Genomic DNA, 17,510 nt, shown 5'->3' with positions numbered 1-17,510 from the left:
CAGCGGTGGTTGCCCGATCGCACGGTAAAAAGGGGCAGATACTTGTCATGCGTCCTCCCTAAGATCACCGCACGCCAGATCGGCGTCCGTCGTTCTCCACGGAGGATCTGTGAACCACCGCGCCCTCACGGTCGCCACCGCGACTGCTCTTCTGGTCCTCCCGGCCTCCGCCGCCTCGGCCGCGCCGGCCAACCACCGCCCGGACACCCCGGCGCCGCTCACCGTCGGCGGTTTCACCTGCACCCCGGCCGGTCTGTGGATCGGCAGCACCGCCCCGCGAATCACCACGCAGGTGACCGACCCCGACGCCGGCGACACGCTGACCACCGAGTTCGCCCTCTGGCCGGTCAGCCGGCCGCACCAGCGCGCCAAGTGGACCGCTGCCGCGGTGCCCGCACCCGGCTCCGTCTTCACGGCGCCGCCGTCCACACTGGCCGACGGCGTCCGCTACGGCTTGTCGGCCCGCACCGCCGACGCTGCCGGCGCCCGGTCGGCCTGGTCGCCGGTCTGCACGTTCACCATCGACACCCGCGTGCCGCACGCGCCAGTGGTCACCTCCCCGGACTACCCCGAGAACCAGGCCGGTGGCGGCCCCGGGGTGCCCGGCACGTTCACGTTCGCGCCCGCCGGTGGTGACACCGACGTGCTGAAGTACCGCTACTCCGGCTCCGGCATCGGCCTTCAGGAGGTGGCCGCGGGCGCCGACGGCCGCGCCACGGTCGAGATCACTCCCACCTTCTACGGCACGTTCCAGCTCACCGTCGAAGCCGTCGACCGCACCCTGAACCGGTCGCCCGAGACCACGTACGAGTTCAGCGTGATCGACCCGGAACCCCGGGTCATCGACCTCGGCCCGGGGGAAGGGGTCGGTGAGCCCCGCGAGATCCGGTTCTTCAGCGCCGTACCCGGGACAGTGTCGTTCACCTATCAGTTCAACGACGGCCCGGCAGTCACCGTCCCGGCCGGCGCCGACGGCTCCGCCTACGTGACGCTCACACCGGACCGCCCGGGCTCGAACCCCCTGGTCGTCACGAGCCGCACCGCGAGCGGCGTCGTCTCCCCGGAGGTTCGCACGGATGTTTATGTCTGGGCGAGCGTGCTGCCGGGAGGGGTCAGGTGACGGCGGGTTCGATGGTCAGGGTGCCGGCGTCGGCGTCCAGCACGGCCGGGGTGCCGATCGGGATGGCGCCCTGGCCGGTCGGCAGGCCGCCCAGGATCGGGACGTTCAGCGGGCCGAGCCGGTCGCGCAGGACTTCGAGGACCGGGCCGGGCTCGCAGTCGACGTAGCGGCCCAGCGCGACCCCGCTCACGCCCTTGAGCAGGCCGGTGCGTTCCAGCATGGTCAGCTGGCGGTCGATCTGGGTGGCGCTGAGCGACCTTGCCTCCAGCAGCAGGATCGCCTGGTGCAGGCTGGGCAGGATCCAGCCGGCGGCGGTGGCGATCTGTTCCTGGTCGCCGCCCAGCAGCACGCCGGTGGCCCGGCCGGTGGTGGTCAGCTCGGCCGTGTGCGAGTCGGGTTCGCGGTGCAGCACGGTCGGCTCGGCGTCGAAGGCGGCGGCCACGAACGAGCGGTCGGGCCCGCCGTAGATGCCGGACAGGCCGGCCCGCTCCCAGAACGCCAGGTGCAGGATCGTGCAGTCGCGCAGGGCGACCAGCAGCGTCGGCAGGTGGGCCGCGGTCGCGAAGTCGAGGCGGTCGGCTATCCGGTGGGCGTAGTCGCCGCCGCCGACCGCGATGATCGCCTTGATCGACACGTCGCGCAGGGCCTCGTCGATGTCGCCGATGCGCTCCTCGGCGGATCGGGCGTCCAACGTGTGTTGCCCCACCGAGACCTTGAGGCCCAGGCCCTCGAGCCATTGGGTCGTGCGCTCGACGTCCGCCCGTTGCGGCGAGCCCGTCGGCGACACCAGTCGCACCTGATCGCCGGCTCGCAGCCGCGGCGGCCGGACGATATAGACATACTCGGATGCACTCTGCACGTCCGCATTATCACTCCTGCAGGCGGGCGACCTCGCGTTCCGCCGGGTCCGGGGCCGGCCGTGGCCGCCACGCGCCACCGGGGCGACGGTCCGCCTCGGGGGCGGATCTTCGCAGTAGGGTGCGCAGCATGAAGGTGTTCGAGGAAGACGTACGCATTCCCGGGGCGGGACACGAGATCCGGGCCAAGGTGCTGACGCCCGACGGCGGCGGGAAGCGGCCCGGCATCGTGCTCTACTCCGACATCTTCCAGCTGACCGAGTCGACGCTGCGCACCTGCCGCCGGCTGGCCGCGACCGGGCTGGTCGTGTGCGTGCCCGAGATCTATCCGCGGGGCGAGCTGGCCGGCGTGGCGCTGGAGTTCGACGACGCGGGCAAGCAGGCCGGTCTGGCCGCCGCCGCCTCGATGACGACGGCCGAGTTCGACGAGGACAGGGTGAGCGTCCTCGACTACCTGGCCGGGCGGGACGACGTGACCACCCTGCACGCGGGCGGCTGGTGCCTGGGCGGGCATCTGGCTTTCCGGGCCGCCCTGGACGAGCGGGTCGCGTCGACCGTCTGCTTCTATCCGACCGGGCTGCACAACGGCGCGCTGGGCGCCGACACCGCCGACTCGCTGAGCCGGGCGGCCGAGATCCGCGGCCGGCTGATGATCATTTTCGGCTCGCGTGATCCGCACGTCCCCGCCGGCGCGCGCGTCCAGATCGTCTCCGCGCTCTACGAGGCGGGTCTGGAGGATCTGGAACTGCACGTGTACGCCGGCGGGGAGCACGCGTTCATGCGGGACGTCGGGCCGCGTTACGACCCGGCCCTCACCGACCTCGGGCTCGCCGAGGCGGTCTCGTTCCTGGGCGGCCGATCGCTTCCTTGAGCGGGCGTTCCACCCGCGCCGGGTTCCCGCGTACGAGTTGATCGTGCACCCGCCATCGGCCGGCCGCCGCGGTCCGTTCCGCCTCGGCGTCGCCCGCTTCCAGCCGTTCCCGCAGCAGGCGGAGCGCGATCTTCCGGTTGAGCCCGAACTGGCGCTCGGTGTCGACCACCACGACCAGGCCGGACGGGCGGTGGGTGGCCCGCACGGCCGTGCTGGCCTTGTTGCGGTGCTGGCCGCCCGGTCCGCCGGTGCGGGTGGCGACCACGTCGACGTCGGCCTCCGAGAACACCGTGTGCGGCACGTCCAGGCTGACCGGCTCGGCGATGACGTACCAGTTCTTGCGGCCGATGCCCGTACGGAAGGGACTGGAAGCCTGCCAGCACAGGGTGCCCGTCCAAGCTTGCGCGAACGAGCCCGCGTCGACCCCCTCGATCGTCACGAGCGCCGAGCGGGACGTGTCGGACGCGACCTCGACGCTCAGCCCACGCGCCTTCGCCTCGGCCCGCAGCCGCACCAGCAGTTCGACCAGCGCCCACTCGCACTCGCGCGGCCCGCGCCCGGCCGACAGCAACAGATGCACTCTCATCGGTGCCCCCGCGTCTTGTAGGTGACCAGCGGAACCGTGACCGCGACCGGGGTGGCCAGCTCGTGCGCCACCAGGTCGCCGATCACCTGCTCGATCCTCTTGTAGGCGGTCGGCGCCTCCTCGAACAGCAACTGCCGATCGCCGCAGACGACCAGAGACCCCACTTTCGTACGTCGTAATTCCGCCACAGTGTGTTTGGCCTTCCCGCGACGGAGGGCGTCCGAGCGGGACATCTTGCGCCCGGCGCCGTGGGCCACCGAGAAGTTGGCCGCCGCGCCCGCGTGCGCCGCGACCAGATACGAGGGCGTGCCCCGCGTACCGGCAATGAGAACTTCCCGCGAGTCGCCGCGAGCCGCCCCCTTGCGGTGCAGGTAGAGCCCGTCGCGGATCTCGACCAGGTTGTGGCACTCGTCGACGATCGGCTCGGTGACCTCGGCCCCGAGCGCGTGCGCGACCCGGGCCGCCATCAGCCGCCGGTTGAGCGACCCCCAGCGTACGGCGTCGTCGTGTGCCTTCAGGTACGCCTCGGGGTCGGCGGCCGGACCGGCGCCGTGCACCTCGGTGTGCTCGCGCAGGATGCTCTCGCCAAACCCGCGGGATCCGCTGTGGACGATCAGCACGAGGTCGCCCGTCCCGAGCGTCGACGGCTGCAGAACCTGGTCGACGCGGGCGAGCTCGACGAAATGATTGCCGCGCCCGACGGTGGCGAGGCTGTCGGTGTGCCCGGCCGGGATGTCGTCCGGCCATTCCTCGTCGTCCGGCGTCAACGGCCGGTCGAGGTCGGGGAACCGGGCGGCGATCCGCTCGGCGTTGGGCCGCTTGAGCCGGATCGGGAAGACGGCGATGCCGCACCCGATGTCGGACCCGACGAGGAACGGGTAGAGCACCGACGACAGCATGGCCGCGCCGATCGGCGCACCCTTGCCGGGGTGCAGGTCGGGCATCCCGGCCACATGGATCATCCCGTCGAGCGCGGCCACCTGGTCGCACTGCACGAGGGCGTCCGACTCGATCCAGCTGCCGGGAGAAGCGAAGACACGAACAGTTGCACGGGCAGACTGCTTGGACAAAATAACTCCGCAAGGAATGACGACATGACGGCGGCGCGCCTCGAGCGCGCGGCCACTGAAGAGGGCTGAGGGCAGTCCGTCAGTACGTCATGCGTCGACTGTCGCGGATCAAGCCGGCCGGGACAACCGAATTAACCGCCACATGTGCTCTTCCGGCAGGGCCGGGTTGGCCGCGGCCGCCTCGGCCAGCTCCGGATCGTCCAGCAGTTCGACGACCCGCTCGACCGGCAGCGGCGCGCGGGTGACCATCGCCCGGCGGACCTCGAGATCGGGATCGTCGAGGAGCCGGGCCACCTGCTCGGGCGTGAGGCCGGGGCGCTCGGCCAGCCGCTTGCGTACTTCAGGGTCGGCATGGTCGATGAGCCGGGCCGCCGTCTCGTCGGGCACGCTCGGGTTGACCACTATCTCGGCCAGGCGGCGCGGGTCGTCCTCGGCGATCAGCTGGTCGACCAGGCGCCTCGACAGCGGCAGAAGCGACAGCATGTAACGGATGTCGTAGCCGTTGCCCCGGATGTCGTCCCGTTCCAGCTCACGGCCGCGGCGCTCGGTCAGGTCGGCCACCACCCGCGCGGCCGCGTTTCGCACCTCGGCCGAGTCGTCCTCGGTCAGCGCCTGCAGGTACTCGTCGTCGGGTGCGGAATACGGGAACCGGAAGACGTGCAGCAGGGCCAGCCTGACAACCGGCTCCGGATGGCGGACCGCCAGGCCGATCCGTTCCCGGCCCCGGCGCGCCACCCACTCGGAAACCTCGGCCCCGAGCTCCGGCATGGTCATCAAGCCGCGGACGTGGAACGAGTGCAGCCGGTCGAGTTCGGCCCGGCCGACGGTGTCCGGTGTGCTCTGGTCCGGGCCGGCGAGCGCGGCCTCCGACGTCGAAGCCGGCAACTCGATCCGTACGGCCTCGGGCGCGGCCGGGTTGGCCGCGAGCCCGCGGAGCACATCCACTTCGTCCCAGCTGCTCACGAGCGCGACCCTAGCGCCCGGCCGTAAGCATTGACACGAGTCCATGAGGAAGGTGGGGTGGGAAGCGACATCCTTCAATGAAGCAGGGGGTTCGATGTCGCTTCGTCCTCGGTGGGTGGCCGCTGCCGCCGCCCTTGTTCTCATCGTCTCGCCGGTGTCCGTGCCGGCTCAGGCGGCGCCGGTCGCGGCGCCGTCGATCACGCTCGGCGCCGGGGAGACGGCGCTCGTCCGGTTCCGGCTGGCCGACGAGGCGGCGCTGCGCCGGCTCGTCAACAGCGGCGCCGACCTCGCCGCCCGGCCGCGCACCCAGCAGGGGGCGGTGCTGGTCGACATCGTCGTCGACGACCAGCAGTTCGCCGCGCTGACCGAGCAGGGCGCGGTGCCGGTCCAGGTCATCCAGCGCGCCTCGTCTCCGCAGCGACCGGCCCAGTCCCGGCTGGCCGTTCAGGCCGACACGCTGCACTTCCTGCAGGCGTACTGGTGGACCACCAACGGCCGCACGTTCCTGCAGACGCAGGTGGCCACGACGGCCAGCGACGACCCCGACGTCGAGATCACGGTGACCTGGCGGACCGCGGACGGCGCGACCGGGTCGTTCCCGCTCGTGCGGTTCGAGGACGCCGGCGAATACCAGTACCACTACGCGCTGCCGCAGCCCCTGCCGGCCAAGCCGGTGCAGGTGACGGCCACCTCCAGCCTGGGCGGCGCCGCCCGGCCCACCACCCCGGCGGCCTGGCCCGGGGCGACACCGCCGGCCGCACCGAGCGGGTACCAGAAGGACTTCATCGACGCCTACATGACGCCGGTCGACATCCGGGCCCGGATCAAGCGGCTCGGGCGGCAGTACCCGAACCTCGTCGACGTCATCAACCTGCCCAACAAGACCCAGGGCTACCGCCGTACGGCCGTGGCCTACCTGGGCGATCCGAACGCCGCCGCGGTGGTGGTCGAGTCGGTCAAGTTCGGTGATCAGAACATGAACGGCGTGCAGGTGCGCACCGTGGACCCCGGCCAAGCCAACCGGCCCCTCTCCGCCACGTACCGGGACAGGGTCTTGACCGTCAGACTGGCCACCGACTCGGGCGGCAAGGTGATCAGCACGACCGACGACGTCGCCGCGTTCATCACGGCCCGCTACCCGCAGCAGTTCCGCGCCGTCGTAGAAGCCGGATCGGCCGGCCTGCCCATGCCGATCGCCGGGCCGGTGCGGCTGGACGACGGGCTCAAGGGCACCGAGGTGCCGCGCGCACCGTGGACCGTGCAGGCGCTGCGCATCGGCAAGGTGCGCGACGGCTCGAAGCCAGGGGTCCTCGCGTACTCGCAGGAACACGCTCGCGAATGGGCGACGCCGCTCGTGACGCTGGAGTTCGCGGAGCGGCTGCTGGCCAACTACGCGACCGACCCGGCCACCCGTCAGCTGGTCGACTCGGTGGACGTGTTCGTGATCCCGACGGTCAACCCGGACGGCGCCAACTACTCGTTCAACGACTTCAACTTCCAGCGCAAGAACCTGGTCAACCACTGCACCGGCCCGAACCGCGACCCACGCAACCGCGACTCGTGGGGGGTGGACGTCAACCGCAACTACACGGTCGGCTCCTACTTCGACGGCTATGTCGGGGCGAGTGCCAACTGCCTTTCCGGCACGTACGCGGGCACGGCCGAACTGTCCGAGGCGGAGAGCCGCAACGTGATCGCGCTGGCCGAGGCCCACCCGAACATCGGGCTGGCCATGAACGTGCACAGCTACGGCGGGTACTTCATGTGGCCGCCCGGCGCCTACAAGGCCGACGGCCGGGTCACGCTGCCGCGCCCGTCGATCGACGAGTCGAAGTTCTTCCTCGACAGTGCCCGCCGCATCGTGGGCGCCATCGCCGCCGAGCGCGGGACGGTGACCTGGCCGTCGTACACGGGCCCGGTGGCCGACGTGCTCTACTCGGCGGCCGGCAACTCGGCCGACCAGCTGTACTACGAGCTGGGCATCGACGCCTGGGACTTCGAGGTCGGCAACGACCGGTGGAACGAGGCGACCCAGCAGTGGGAGGGCGTCGGCTTCCAGCCGCCGTTCGACGAGGGGCACGCCGAGGCCCAGGAGTACGCGGGCGGGCTCGTCGAGCTGGTCCGGGTGGCGCGGGACAAGGCGGCAAACGATCAGTGACGGACTACGCTTCGATCTGTGGCCGGGGACACAGCCGGGTTGGTACTCGCCGCCGGTGCGGGGAGTCGCTACGGCATGCCCAAGGCGCTGATCCCGTACCCGTCGAAGCTGCTGGTGGAACGGGCCGTCGACACCCTTCGTGAGGCGGACCTGGACCCGATCGTCGTGGTGCTGGGGGCGGCGGCCGAGCAAGTGCTCGCCGCCGCCCCCGCTCTGCCCACGCCGGTGATCAACCCCGACTGGCGGTCGGGCCTGGGCTCGTCGCTGCGCGCCGGCCTCCGGTCGCTGGAGTCGTCGCCGGCCGCGGCGGCGGTGGTCCTGCTGGTCGACATGCCGGGCGTCACTTCCGAGTCCGTACGGCGGGTGGCCGCCCACGCCGACGCCGGAGCCCTGGCGATGGGCGGTTACGGCGACCGCCGCGGCCACCCGGTCCTGCTGGGCCGCGACCATTGGCCCGGCGTGATAGCGAGTGCGACAGGTGATTCCGGGGCACGTAACTACCTCAAGGCCCATTCCGTACGGGTGATCCCCGTCGGCGACGTGGCCGACGACCTCGACCTGGACGTCCCGGAGCTGAACCCCCATGCCTGACCTGCCGAACCGCCCGTCACTTGGCGCATGTCGCTCTTTGCGGGCCGTTTTCCCCCGCGTGACGCGCGATTCGCTGGTCTGCGGGGCGATTCCCTATGCGTGACGTGCTGAGCCGGCCGCCGCGGGTGCCGCACGCTGGCTCGTGCTCGGGCCGATTCCGCATGCGTGACGTGCCGGCCCGCGACCCGCTCCTCCTGGTGGAGGTTCCTCATGCGTGAGGTGCTGGACAGCCTGCTCAAGTGGTGGGAAGCGGATGTGCCGGTCGGCCTGGCCACCGTCACCGCGACCTGGTCGAGCGCCCCCCGCCAGCCCGGCGCGGCCATGGTCGTCGGCCCCGACGGCGAGGTGGTGGGCAGCGTCTCCGGCGGCTGCGTGGAGGGCGCCGTCTACGAACTGTGCCGCGAGGCCGTCGAAACCGGCGAGCCCCGCCTGGCCCGCTTCGGCGTCAGCGACGACGACGCCTTCGAGGTAGGCCTGACCTGCGGCGGAACCATCGAGCTCCTGGTCGAACGAGTAGACCGCAATACTTTCCCGCAGCTCCCGGCCCTGGCCCAGGCCATCGCCGACGGCCACCCGGTAGCCCTGCTGACCCGCCTCGACGACGCCGCCCACCCGCCCGCCACACCCGCGACCGAGGACGGCGCCGGCCGGACCGGTGAATCGCTGGGCGGGGCTCGTCACTTGGTGATCACGCCCGACGGGCGGGACGGGACGCTGGGCAGCGACCGCATCGACGACGCCGCCACCGATGACGGGCGCGGTCTGCTCGCCGCCGGGCGGACGGCCGTGTTGCATTACGGCCCGTCCGGTGAGCGCCGCGGCGAGGGATTGTCGGTGCTGGTCGCCTCGTTCGCGCCGCCGGCCCGCATGTTGGTGTTCGGCGCGACCGATCACGCCGCGGCGACCGCCCGGATCGGCTCGTTCCTGGGTTACCACGTCACGGTGTGCGACGCCCGCCCGGTCTTCGCGACCACCCGCCGCTTCCCCTCGGCCGACGAGGTAGTGGTCGACTGGCCGCACCGCTACCTGACCGCCGAGATGGAAGCCGGCCGTATCGACGAACGCACAGTCCTTTGTGTACTCACCCACGACCCCAAGTTCGACGTCCCCGTCCTCGAGGTCGCGCTGCGCCTGCCCGTGGCCTACGTCGGCGCCATGGGCTCGCGCCGCACCCACGACGACCGCAACAAACGCCTCCAGGAAGCCGGCGTGACCGACGCCGAACTGACCCGCCTGGCCTCCCCGGTCGGCCTGGACCTGGGAGCCCGCACCCCCGAAGAAACCGCAGTCAGCATCGCCGCCGAAATAGTCTCCCTCCGCTGGGGCGGCACCGGCGCCCGCCTAACCGCCACCGACGGCCGCATCCACTCCGACTGACCCACCGCCCCACACCGAGCAGCCCACCAAACGGCAGCAATCCGCCGGCGTCGAACAGCTCGCCAGCACCGGTTAGCCCGCCGAGGGGGAGCAGCCCTCCGCACTGAGCCAGCCCTCCGCACTGAGCCAGCCCGCCGACACCGAACAGCCCGCTCGCGCTGGACAGCCCGCCCAGGCGCAGCAGTCCGCAGTGGTGATGGGCTTGTCAGTCGGCGAGCATTTGGGCGAACTCGGCCGGGTCGATGATGGGGATGCCGAGCTTGGCGGCCTTGGTGGCTTTCGCCGTGGTGGTTTCGTTGGTGACCAGGGCCGTTGTGGTGGCGGAGACGCTGCCGCTGGCTCGGCCTCCCAGTTGTTCGATGCGTTCGCTGACTGTGGTGCGGGTGTAGCCGGGCACGGTGCCGCTGACGACGTAGGTTCGGCCCTCGAAAGGCTTCTCGCCGTCGGTTTCGGGGACGCTCATGGTGACGCCCGCGGCGGCCAGGCGGTCGATCACGCCGGACATGGCGGTCAGGCCGTCGACGACGTGCTGGGCCTTGATCAGGCCCATCTTGTCGATCTCGGCGATCTCTTCGACGGTGGCGGCGCGCAGGGCGTCCATCGTCTTGAAGCGGGCGGCCAGCCAGCGGCCGACGCTGCGGCCGGTCATGCGGATGCCGAGGCCGGTGATGACGCGGTTGAAGGGCTGGCTCTTGCTGCGTTCGAGCGACGCCACGACCTTGGCCGCGTTGAGCTTGCCGAGCAGCACCACCCCGCCCGCCTTGGTGTTGCCCACCGGCAGTTCGGCCAGTTGTTCCTCGGTCAGCGAGTACAGGTCGGCCACGTCGTTGGCCAGGCCCGTGTTGACCAGGGCCACGCACAGCGCCTCGCCCGCGCCCTCGACGTCCAGCGCCTCGCGGCTGCACCAGTATTCGAGCGCGTTGACGGCGCTGCACGAGGCGGTGTGGCAGCGCCACAGCAGGCTGGACTTGTCCCACGGTTCGCCGCACTGCGGGCACGTCTCGGGCGGCGTCCACGGGGTGAGGCCGTGCGGCTGCTCGCCGATGGGCGCGGTGACGCGCGGGATCACGTCGCCGGCCCGCCACACGGCCACGGTCTGCCCGATGGCCAGGCCCTGATCCTCGACGAACTTCGGGTTGTGCAGCGTCGCGTACGTGATGGTGGTGCCGTCGACGAACACCGGGTCGAGCACGGCCCGCAGCGAGATGCGCCCGGTGCGCCCGACCCGGACCTCGATGTCGCGCAGCACCGTGGAGCCGGTGTCGGCCGGGTATTTGAAGGCGGCCGCCCAGTGCGGCGTGCGGCTGCCGGAGCCCAGCCGGCGGCGGGTCGATTCGAGGTCGGCCGTGAGCACCGCGCCGTCGATCGGGAACTCGAGGCTGCGGCGCACCTCGCCGATGCGCGCGATGGCGGCCAGCGCGGCCTCGGCGTCGCCGGCCACCTGAACCTCGCCGGTGGCGAGCCGCCCGGCCACGGGAAAGCCGAGCCCGGCCGCGTGGTCCATGCGCTCGCGATGCGAGGCGAAGTCGCCCGAGATGTCGTAGGCCGAGAACGTCATCGGCGCCTCGTACGCCCGGTCGACCGTGCGGATCGAGCCGGCCACCGCACCGCGCGAGTTGATGAACGGCTTGCCACCGGCGGCGACCCGGTTGGCCCCGGCCGCCTCGAAGTCGGACACCGTCATGTAAACCTCGCCGCGCACCTCACCCGTCCACGGTTCGGGCAGCCGGGCCGGCAGCCCGGCGACGCCCCGCAGCACCTGGGCGGTCACGTTCTCGCCGCTGGTGCCGTCGCCCCGCAGCGCAGCCAGGGCCAGCCGCCCCGACTCGTATTCGACCCGGATGGCGAGCCCGTCCAGCTTGACCTCGACCAGGCACGGCTCACCGCCCAGGCTCGCGACGAAGGCCCGTACGCCCTCTTCGCCGTTGATCTTTTCGAGCGACATCATGGGCACCGGGTGCCGCACGTCGCCCCCACCGGAGACACCGGCCGCGACCTGGGAGGTGAGGCCGCCGTCGTCCCACTCGGGATGCGCCCTCTTCGCCTCGGCGATCCGATCGAGCAGCACGTCGTAGTCGGCGTCGGTCATCAGCACCTCGCCGGTGTCGTAATACGACTTGGCGGCGGCCTGGGCCTGCCCGACGGCGGCGGCGAACTCGTCTTCGGTGAGCATGCCGACAACCTACGTCCCCCGTACGACAATTCAGCGGGGTACGTACTCGAGCAACACCACGCCCGACTCGAAGGCCTTGGTACGCGTGGGCGAGAGCGGCAGCGAGACCTCGTCGAAGAGCCGGATGCCGTGGCCCTGCACCACCGGATAGACGAAGAGGCGGTAGACGTCGACCAGGCCGGTCGGGATCAGCGAGCGGACGAGCGTCGTGCTGCCGGTGACGGTGATGTCCCGGCCGTCGGCGGCCTTGAGCGCGGCGACCTCGTCGGTCAGCGGGCCACGAAGGATCGTCGTGTTCCGCCACTCCGCTTTTTCGAGGGTGGTCGACACGACGTACTTGTTGACGCGATCCAGGTACGCGGAGATCTCGCCCTCCTGGTTCGGCCAGAAACCGGCGAATTCCTCGTACGTCGTCCGGCCCAGCAGCAGGCCGTCGGCGCTCGCGCTGTGTTCGTCGTTGACGGCGGACAATTCCTCGTCGGCGACCATCGGGTCGAACCAGTCGCCCATGGGCGCGATGATGCCGTCCACGGTGATGTTCTCGGTCACGATGAGTCTGCGCATCACCTGCACTTACCCGACGCGCGCACTCCACAACACGGCCGAGCGGCGCAGCACGAAATCGGGACGCTCGACCATTTCCTCGAGTAGGCGGGCGTGCATCTCGGCCCGGCGGTACGGGGTCAAGCCGTCGATGAAGCGGCCCGAACCGTGCGAGCGGCTCCAATTCCAGTACGTCTCACCGTCCGGCACGGGGATGGCGATCTCCAGCGTTTCCGCGCGCACGTCGGACAGGCCGAACCGCTCGAACTCGTAGTCGAAGTCGTTGCCGTGCCGCGCATTCCCGGAGGTGCGGTACTCCGCATAGAGGTCGATCAGCGGATCGTCGTGCTCGGGGGAGGGGCCGGGAACGGTGAACGCCACCCGTCCGCCCGGCGCGGTGACCCGGACGGCCTCACTGAGCACCGCATCGGGATCGGTCACGATGTGCAGCGCGAACCCGCACACCGTCAGGTCGAACGCCGCGGAGGGCAGATCCAGCTCGGCCGCGTTCATCACGAGGGCCGAAATGTCCGGCCGGGCCGCCTGGAGCAGCGCGATCATCCGGGGCGCCCCGTCGACGGCGGTCACGTCAGCACCATGATCGGCCAAGGCGACGGCCAGTGCGCCCCGGCCACAGGCCAGATCCAGGGCCCGTACGCCGGAAACGGGCTTCAACCGCTCGACGGTGAGCCCGGCGAAGGCGGCGAAGAACGGCAACACCTCGTCGTACGAATCGGCTACCCCGTCGAAGTGCTCGATCACCGCGTCCGTCACGGGAGGAAGCCTCGCACGGCGGCCAGCCCCAACGCCGTCCGCGGGTGATATGCGGTTCGCCACAGACCGCCGTGAGCTGCCGCAACAGCCTCGTCCTGCCAGGCCACGGGAGCGGCCGGCCGTGGCCGGCGGATCTGGTGCACCAGCAGCAGGGCCATCAGGCGGTTGGCCGTCTCGGGGCGGAAGATCTCGACGTCGAACAGGTGCGCGCCCGCGTAGGCCGCGGCCAGCAGCCGGTTGCTGGTCACCGAGCGGGTCCAGGTCGGCGGGGCCACGGCGAAGCTGACCACGCCGTCGCGCCGCGCCACCGAGGCCCGCCAGCGTTGGATCCGTTTGGCCAGCGCGTAGTTCGGTCCCTGCTGCGGCACCAGGCTGTCGTTGATGGGCTCGCCGCGGTAGTTCGGCTGCAGCAGCCGTCCGCCGGAAAGTGCCCCGGCCAAGCGGGCCCGTCGCGAGCGAGCGCGGAATCGTTGCTGCGACTGCTCGACCGCCGATTCCGGCACCGCGAACACGTCGGTCGGCGTGGCCAGGAAGGCCAGCGCGACGTCGCTTCGGCTCGCCCGCAGACGCGCGGCCAGAGCATCGAAGGCGACAGACAGCCGTACGTACGCGGCCCCGGGCGCATAGACGTAGTTGCCGGCGATCAGCCGTCCTTCGATCCCGTCGAGCCAGTGGGCGACCGCCCCGAGCTCGGTCAGCAGGTCGGCGCCGGGCGAGCGACCCGGCCGGACAGGCGCGATCAGCGTTCCGGCCGAAGGCACCGCCGCCACTCGTTCCCACACCGCGGGCAGGTCGACCGCCACCACCGTGCCGCCCCAGCCCAGCACGGCCGGCACCGGACCCATCTCGGCCGCCGCCCCGATCACCACCAGCCGCTGATCGGAGAGATCCAGCCAGTCCGGGTGGTCCATCACCTCTCGCACCGCGACGGCACACGACTCCTCGATCACCCCGGCCGCCACCCACGCGTCCAACCGCTTCCGCAGGGCGTCGCCCTTCAACAATTCTTTCCCGTACGGCAGCACGACCGCGGTCTGGCGGGCCTCACGACCGACGGTGGTCACGGTCTCGAACGGCTGCGCGGGGGCCTCGAGGGTGACCGGCATCCGTTTGTGCACCGACTCGAGTCCGGCCGCCGCCACCTCGTACCCGTCGGAAAGCCCGGCCGCCACCAGCGCGCGGAAATGCCGCAGGTAGCCGCGCCGCCAGTCGGTCTCGGCGGCAGCGGCGTCGGCGGCGGCCGGGTCGGCCGCGCGCAGGGCGTCGGCGACCACGTGGCGGCCGAAAGCAGCACTGCTGCGCCGGCCCGTCTCATCGGCGGGAAAGTCGATCACGCGCGCCAGTATCTCCTCCCCCGGGAGGAGACGCCGTCCGACCACCGGCCGCAACCGGGGCCCGCGGGCGGGCGATTCGGCCGCTGCAAGCGAAGACGCTGCGAGTATGACTTCCGTTGCGCACCGCACCACCGTCCGATGGCACCGGCCGCTGCTGGTGCTGACCGGCGCGATGGCCCTGCTGGCGATCGTGGCCGCCGCCGGCCTGGTGACCGACGACCGCACCCTGGTCGGCGCGGCCATCTGGGCCAAGCCGTTCAAGTTCGCCGTCTCGTTCGCCCTGTACGCCCTCACCCTGGCTTGGATGCTGGCCGTGCTGCCCCGCCGCAGCCGGCTCGGCGAGTGGTCCGGCACCGTGATCGTCGCCGTCTCGTTCATCGAGATGGCCATCATCACCGGGCAGACCGTGCGCGGGCACCGCAGCCACTTCAACAACACGAACCCGTTCGACAGCGTGCTGTGGTCGATCATGGGTGCGTCGATCATGGTGCTGTTCGTGGCCCACCTGATCATCGCCGTGGTGGCGTTGCGCCAGCGCATTCCGGATCGGGTGGCCGCGTACGCGATCCGGTGGGGCCTGCTGCTGTCGTTGCTCGGGCTGATCGTGGCCTGGCCGATGGTGATGCCGAACCGGGCCAGCCCGGCCGAGGCGATCTCGGGCGCGCACGCCGTGGGCGTGCCGGACGGTGGGCCGGGGCTGCCGCTGCTGGGCTGGAGCACCACGGGCGGTGACCTGCGGATCGGGCACTTCGTCGGTCTGCACGGGCTGCAGGCGATGCCGTTGCTGGCGCTGCTGCTGACCAGGCGGACCCGGCTCGACCAGACGACGAGCTCCCGGCTGATTGTGGTGGCCGGGTTCGCGTACGCGGGAATCACGATCTTGACGACCTGGCAGGCCCTGCGCGGTCAGCCGCTGCTGCGCCCCGACCTGCTCACCCTGGCCGCGCTGGGTGTCCTGGTGGCTGGAACGGGCCTGGGTGTGCGCGGTGTGCTGCGTGCTCAGCGCCTAGGCTGAGCGCCATGGGCTGGCTGGCTCGCCTCTTCGACAAGCGGGACACCTGGGCCCGGATGATCCTGCTCGACCTGAGCGGGCTCAGCTACCTGATCTTCCACCCGGGGGAGCAGCCGGCGCCGACCGGAATGCAGTGGGCGCTCGCCATCGCCGCGTTCGTGCTGCTGATCGCGCTGTCTCGGTGGCCCCGGGTGAACTTCGGGGTGCAGGTGGCGTTGCTCACGGCGGCGTTCCTGCTGGTCGACGACACGACGATCAACCAGGTGGGGGCGAGCTGGGCGCTGGGCGAGCTGGTCGTTCAGGCCAGCCGTCCGCGCGTCTTCGGCCTGGCGGCCGGTCTGCTGGCTGTCGTGCACTTCAGCCTCGACGTCCTCCCGGGTGACGGCCCGGTCCGGCGCGGGATCTTCGGGCTGGTCGTGCCGGTCGGGCTGCCGTTGCTTCTGGGCATGGTCATTCGTACGTCGCGGGAGCTGGGGCGGCAGGCCGAGCAGCGCGCCCTCTCGGAGAGCCGCGCCGCACGTGCCGACGAGCGCAGCGCGATCGCCCGCGAGTTGCACGACGTCGTCGCCCACCATGTGGCGTCGATGGTGCTGCGGGTGGGGGTGGCCCGGCACGTGCTGCCCGGGATCGATCCGCGGGTCGGGGAAGTGCTGGACGACGTGCACCGGACCGGCACGGCGGCGCTGGACGACCTGCGACGACTTGTCGCCGTCTTGCGGGACGAGGGTACGGCGACCGACGCCGCGCTGGCCGCGATCGATCCCGGCGCGCTGCCGGCCGCGTTGGGAGCGGCTGTCGACACCGCGCGGAGCACCGGGCTGGCGGTCGAGGCGGACATCGACGAGGCGGTCGGAGAAATTGATTCCGTACGGGGTCTGGCTGTGCTGCGGCTGACGCAGGAGGCGCTGACGAACGTGGCCAAGCACGCCGGCGCCGACGCCCGGGCGCGGCTGCGGGTGGCGGTCGCGGACGGCGACGTGACGTGGGAGGTCAGTGACGACGGAGGCGCCGGGCCGGCCCAGGGCGCGCCGGGTGGCGGGCACGGGCTGACCGGGATGCGGGAGCGGGTCGAGGTTCTGGGTGGCACGCTGACCGCCGGGCCCGACGGCGCTGGATGGCGAGTGGCGACCGTGCTGCCCGCCCACTCGGGGGCGACCGCGTGATCCGCGTCCTGCTCGCCGACGACCAGCAGCTCATCCGGGCCGGGTTGCGGATGCTGTGCGACGCCGAACCCGACCTGGAAGTGGTGGGCGAGGCCGGCAACGGGCGCGAGGCCATCACCCTGGCCGCGCGGCTGACGCCCGACGTGATCGTGATGGACCTGCGGATGCCCGGCGTGGACGGGATCAGCGCGACCAGCCGGGTGCTGGCCGACCGCCCGGCCACCCGGGTCCTGGTGCTGACCACGTTCGGCGACGACGATCACCTCTACCCGGCGCTCAACGCGGGTGCTTGCGGGTTCCTGCTCAAGGACGCGCCGCCCGAGGAGCTGCTGGACGGCATCCGGCGGGCGGCGGCCGGGGACAGCCCCTTCAGCCGGGACGTGCTGCGCCGGCTGGTGAACCGGGCGACCAGCGCCGGGGCGGCACCGCGGCGGCCGGTCGAGGGCCTGACCGCGCGCGAGCAGGACGTGCTCGACCTGGTGGGGGAGGGCCTGTCCAACACCGAGATCGCCGAGCGGCTGCACATCGGGATCACCACGGTCAAGTCGCACATCACGGCGCTCATGACCAAGACCAACAGTCCCAACCGCGTACGGCTGGCGTTGGTGGCCCACAGAGGCGGATGAGAAAAGCCGGAGCCCCCGTGGCGGCGGGAACTCCGGCTTTGTCAGTGCCAGGCTATCTCAGCCGGATCAGCCCTGTCGGCCGTTCCAGCGCGGGTTCTTCTTGTTGATCACGACCTGGCGGCCGCGGCGGCGGGTGACCACGCTTCCGGGCTTGCTCTTCAGCGACCGCAGCGAGTTTCGGACCTTCATGATCGGTACCTTCCTCAAGCGCCGGCGATGGCGTCCGCCGGTCGCGAGTGATGTAACCAACGTGGCAAGGCCGGTATTTCCGCGTTGCGAGCAGGGTTTTGCC

The 17,510-nt window shown here is 71.4% G+C and carries 17 protein-coding genes; 8 read left to right on the top strand and 9 right to left on the bottom strand.

The window, feature by feature from the left end:
- Window positions 1-109: 109 nt before the first annotated feature.
- Complete coding sequence (locus OWR29_RS17680; RefSeq protein WP_267563994.1) at window positions 110-1,120, top strand: hypothetical protein; 1,011 nt, start codon at window positions 110-112, stop codon at window positions 1,118-1,120.
- Here the strand turns inward: OWR29_RS17680 and OWR29_RS17675 are convergent.
- A complete protein-coding gene (locus OWR29_RS17675) occupies window positions 1,113-1,979 on the bottom strand; it encodes a S66 peptidase family protein (RefSeq protein ID WP_267563993.1) in 867 nt (288 codons plus the stop codon). The genes OWR29_RS17680 and OWR29_RS17675 overlap by 8 nt on opposite strands.
- 128 nt (window positions 1,980-2,107) lie before the next feature.
- On the opposite strand from OWR29_RS17675, the gene OWR29_RS17670 reads away from it, so the two are divergent.
- The gene (locus tag OWR29_RS17670) at window positions 2,108-2,848 is read left to right on the top strand and encodes a dienelactone hydrolase family protein (protein WP_267563992.1); all 741 of its coding nucleotides are present in this window, start codon (window positions 2,108-2,110) and stop codon (window positions 2,846-2,848) included.
- Here OWR29_RS17670 and OWR29_RS17665 read toward each other — a convergent pair.
- The 3 genes from OWR29_RS17665 to OWR29_RS17655 all read right to left on the bottom strand — a co-directional run bounded on the left by OWR29_RS17665 (window position 2,790) and on the right by OWR29_RS17655 (window position 5,467).
- On the bottom strand, window positions 2,790-3,434 hold the full coding sequence (locus OWR29_RS17665; protein WP_267563991.1) for a peptide chain release factor-like protein: 645 nt from the start codon (window positions 3,432-3,434) through the stop codon (window positions 2,790-2,792). The two genes, OWR29_RS17670 and OWR29_RS17665, sit on opposite strands and share 59 nt — an antisense overlap.
- Window positions 3,431-4,504, bottom strand: coding sequence for an RNA ligase RtcB family protein (locus tag OWR29_RS17660; protein ID WP_267563990.1), 1,074 nt, complete (start codon window positions 4,502-4,504; stop codon window positions 3,431-3,433). Before OWR29_RS17660 ends, OWR29_RS17665 begins: the two co-directional genes overlap by 4 nt.
- 108 nt (window positions 4,505-4,612) lie before the next feature.
- Entirely contained in the window at window positions 4,613-5,467 is an 855-nt protein-coding gene (locus tag OWR29_RS17655) for a hypothetical protein (RefSeq protein WP_267563989.1), read from the bottom strand.
- A 94-nt stretch (window positions 5,468-5,561) separates the two neighbouring features.
- Between OWR29_RS17655 and OWR29_RS17650 the strand changes: the two genes are divergently transcribed.
- The 3 genes from OWR29_RS17650 (at window position 5,562) to OWR29_RS17640 (ending at window position 9,593) form a co-directional block, all read left to right on the top strand.
- Window positions 5,562-7,625, top strand: coding sequence for a M14 family zinc carboxypeptidase (locus tag OWR29_RS17650; protein WP_267563988.1), 2,064 nt, complete (start codon window positions 5,562-5,564; stop codon window positions 7,623-7,625).
- Window positions 7,626-7,643: 18 nt separating this feature from the next.
- The gene (locus OWR29_RS17645) at window positions 7,644-8,216 is read left to right on the top strand and encodes a nucleotidyltransferase family protein (protein WP_267563987.1); all 573 of its coding nucleotides are present in this window, start codon (window positions 7,644-7,646) and stop codon (window positions 8,214-8,216) included.
- A gap of 210 nt (window positions 8,217-8,426) precedes the next feature.
- A complete protein-coding gene (locus OWR29_RS17640; RefSeq protein ID WP_267563986.1) occupies window positions 8,427-9,593 on the top strand; it encodes an XdhC family protein in 1,167 nt (388 codons plus the stop codon).
- Window positions 9,594-9,798: 205 nt separating this feature from the next.
- Here OWR29_RS17640 and ligA read toward each other — a convergent pair whose 3' ends face one another.
- Genes ligA through OWR29_RS17620 form a run of 4 tightly spaced genes read right to left on the bottom strand, consistent with a single transcriptional unit; the run spans window position 9,799 to window position 14,417 of the window.
- Complete coding sequence (gene ligA / locus OWR29_RS17635; RefSeq protein ID WP_267563985.1) at window positions 9,799-11,766, bottom strand: NAD-dependent DNA ligase LigA; 1,968 nt, start codon at window positions 11,764-11,766, stop codon at window positions 9,799-9,801.
- A 30-nt stretch (window positions 11,767-11,796) separates the two neighbouring features.
- Entirely contained in the window at window positions 11,797-12,330 is a 534-nt protein-coding gene (locus tag OWR29_RS17630) for a dihydrofolate reductase family protein (RefSeq protein ID WP_267563984.1), read from the bottom strand.
- A gap of 9 nt (window positions 12,331-12,339) precedes the next feature.
- Window positions 12,340-13,083, bottom strand: coding sequence for a class I SAM-dependent methyltransferase (locus tag OWR29_RS17625; RefSeq protein ID WP_267563983.1), 744 nt, complete (start codon window positions 13,081-13,083; stop codon window positions 12,340-12,342).
- A complete protein-coding gene (locus OWR29_RS17620; protein WP_267563982.1) occupies window positions 13,080-14,417 on the bottom strand; it encodes a hypothetical protein in 1,338 nt (445 codons plus the stop codon). Before OWR29_RS17620 ends, OWR29_RS17625 begins: the two co-directional genes overlap by 4 nt.
- A 106-nt stretch (window positions 14,418-14,523) precedes the next feature.
- On the opposite strand from OWR29_RS17620, the gene OWR29_RS17615 reads away from it, so the two are divergent.
- Genes OWR29_RS17615 through OWR29_RS17605 form a run of 3 tightly spaced genes read left to right on the top strand, consistent with a single transcriptional unit; the run spans window position 14,524 to window position 17,218 of the window.
- Window positions 14,524-15,432: a hypothetical protein gene (locus OWR29_RS17615; protein WP_267563981.1), complete on the top strand. Its 909-nt coding sequence runs from the start codon at window positions 14,524-14,526 to the stop codon at window positions 15,430-15,432.
- A 5-nt stretch (window positions 15,433-15,437) separates the two neighbouring features.
- Window positions 15,438-16,592: a sensor histidine kinase gene (locus OWR29_RS17610; RefSeq protein ID WP_267563980.1), complete on the top strand. Its 1,155-nt coding sequence runs from the start codon at window positions 15,438-15,440 to the stop codon at window positions 16,590-16,592.
- The gene (locus tag OWR29_RS17605; protein WP_267563979.1) at window positions 16,589-17,218 is read left to right on the top strand and encodes a response regulator transcription factor; all 630 of its coding nucleotides are present in this window, start codon (window positions 16,589-16,591) and stop codon (window positions 17,216-17,218) included. Before OWR29_RS17610 ends, OWR29_RS17605 begins: the two co-directional genes overlap by 4 nt.
- Before the next feature lie 66 nt (window positions 17,219-17,284).
- On the opposite strand, the gene OWR29_RS17600 is transcribed toward OWR29_RS17605, so the two are convergent.
- On the bottom strand, window positions 17,285-17,407 hold the full coding sequence (locus OWR29_RS17600) for a ribosomal protein bL36 (RefSeq protein ID WP_127501833.1): 123 nt from the start codon (window positions 17,405-17,407) through the stop codon (window positions 17,285-17,287).
- Between the last annotated feature and the right edge of the window lie 103 nt (window positions 17,408-17,510).

The sequence above is a fragment of the Paractinoplanes pyxinae genome, assembly GCF_026626335.1.
Lineage (GTDB): Bacteria > Actinomycetota > Actinomycetes > Mycobacteriales > Micromonosporaceae > Actinoplanes > Actinoplanes pyxinae.
Note: the sequence above shows the minus strand (reverse complement) of the source record. Positions and strands in the feature narration are given on the sequence as shown.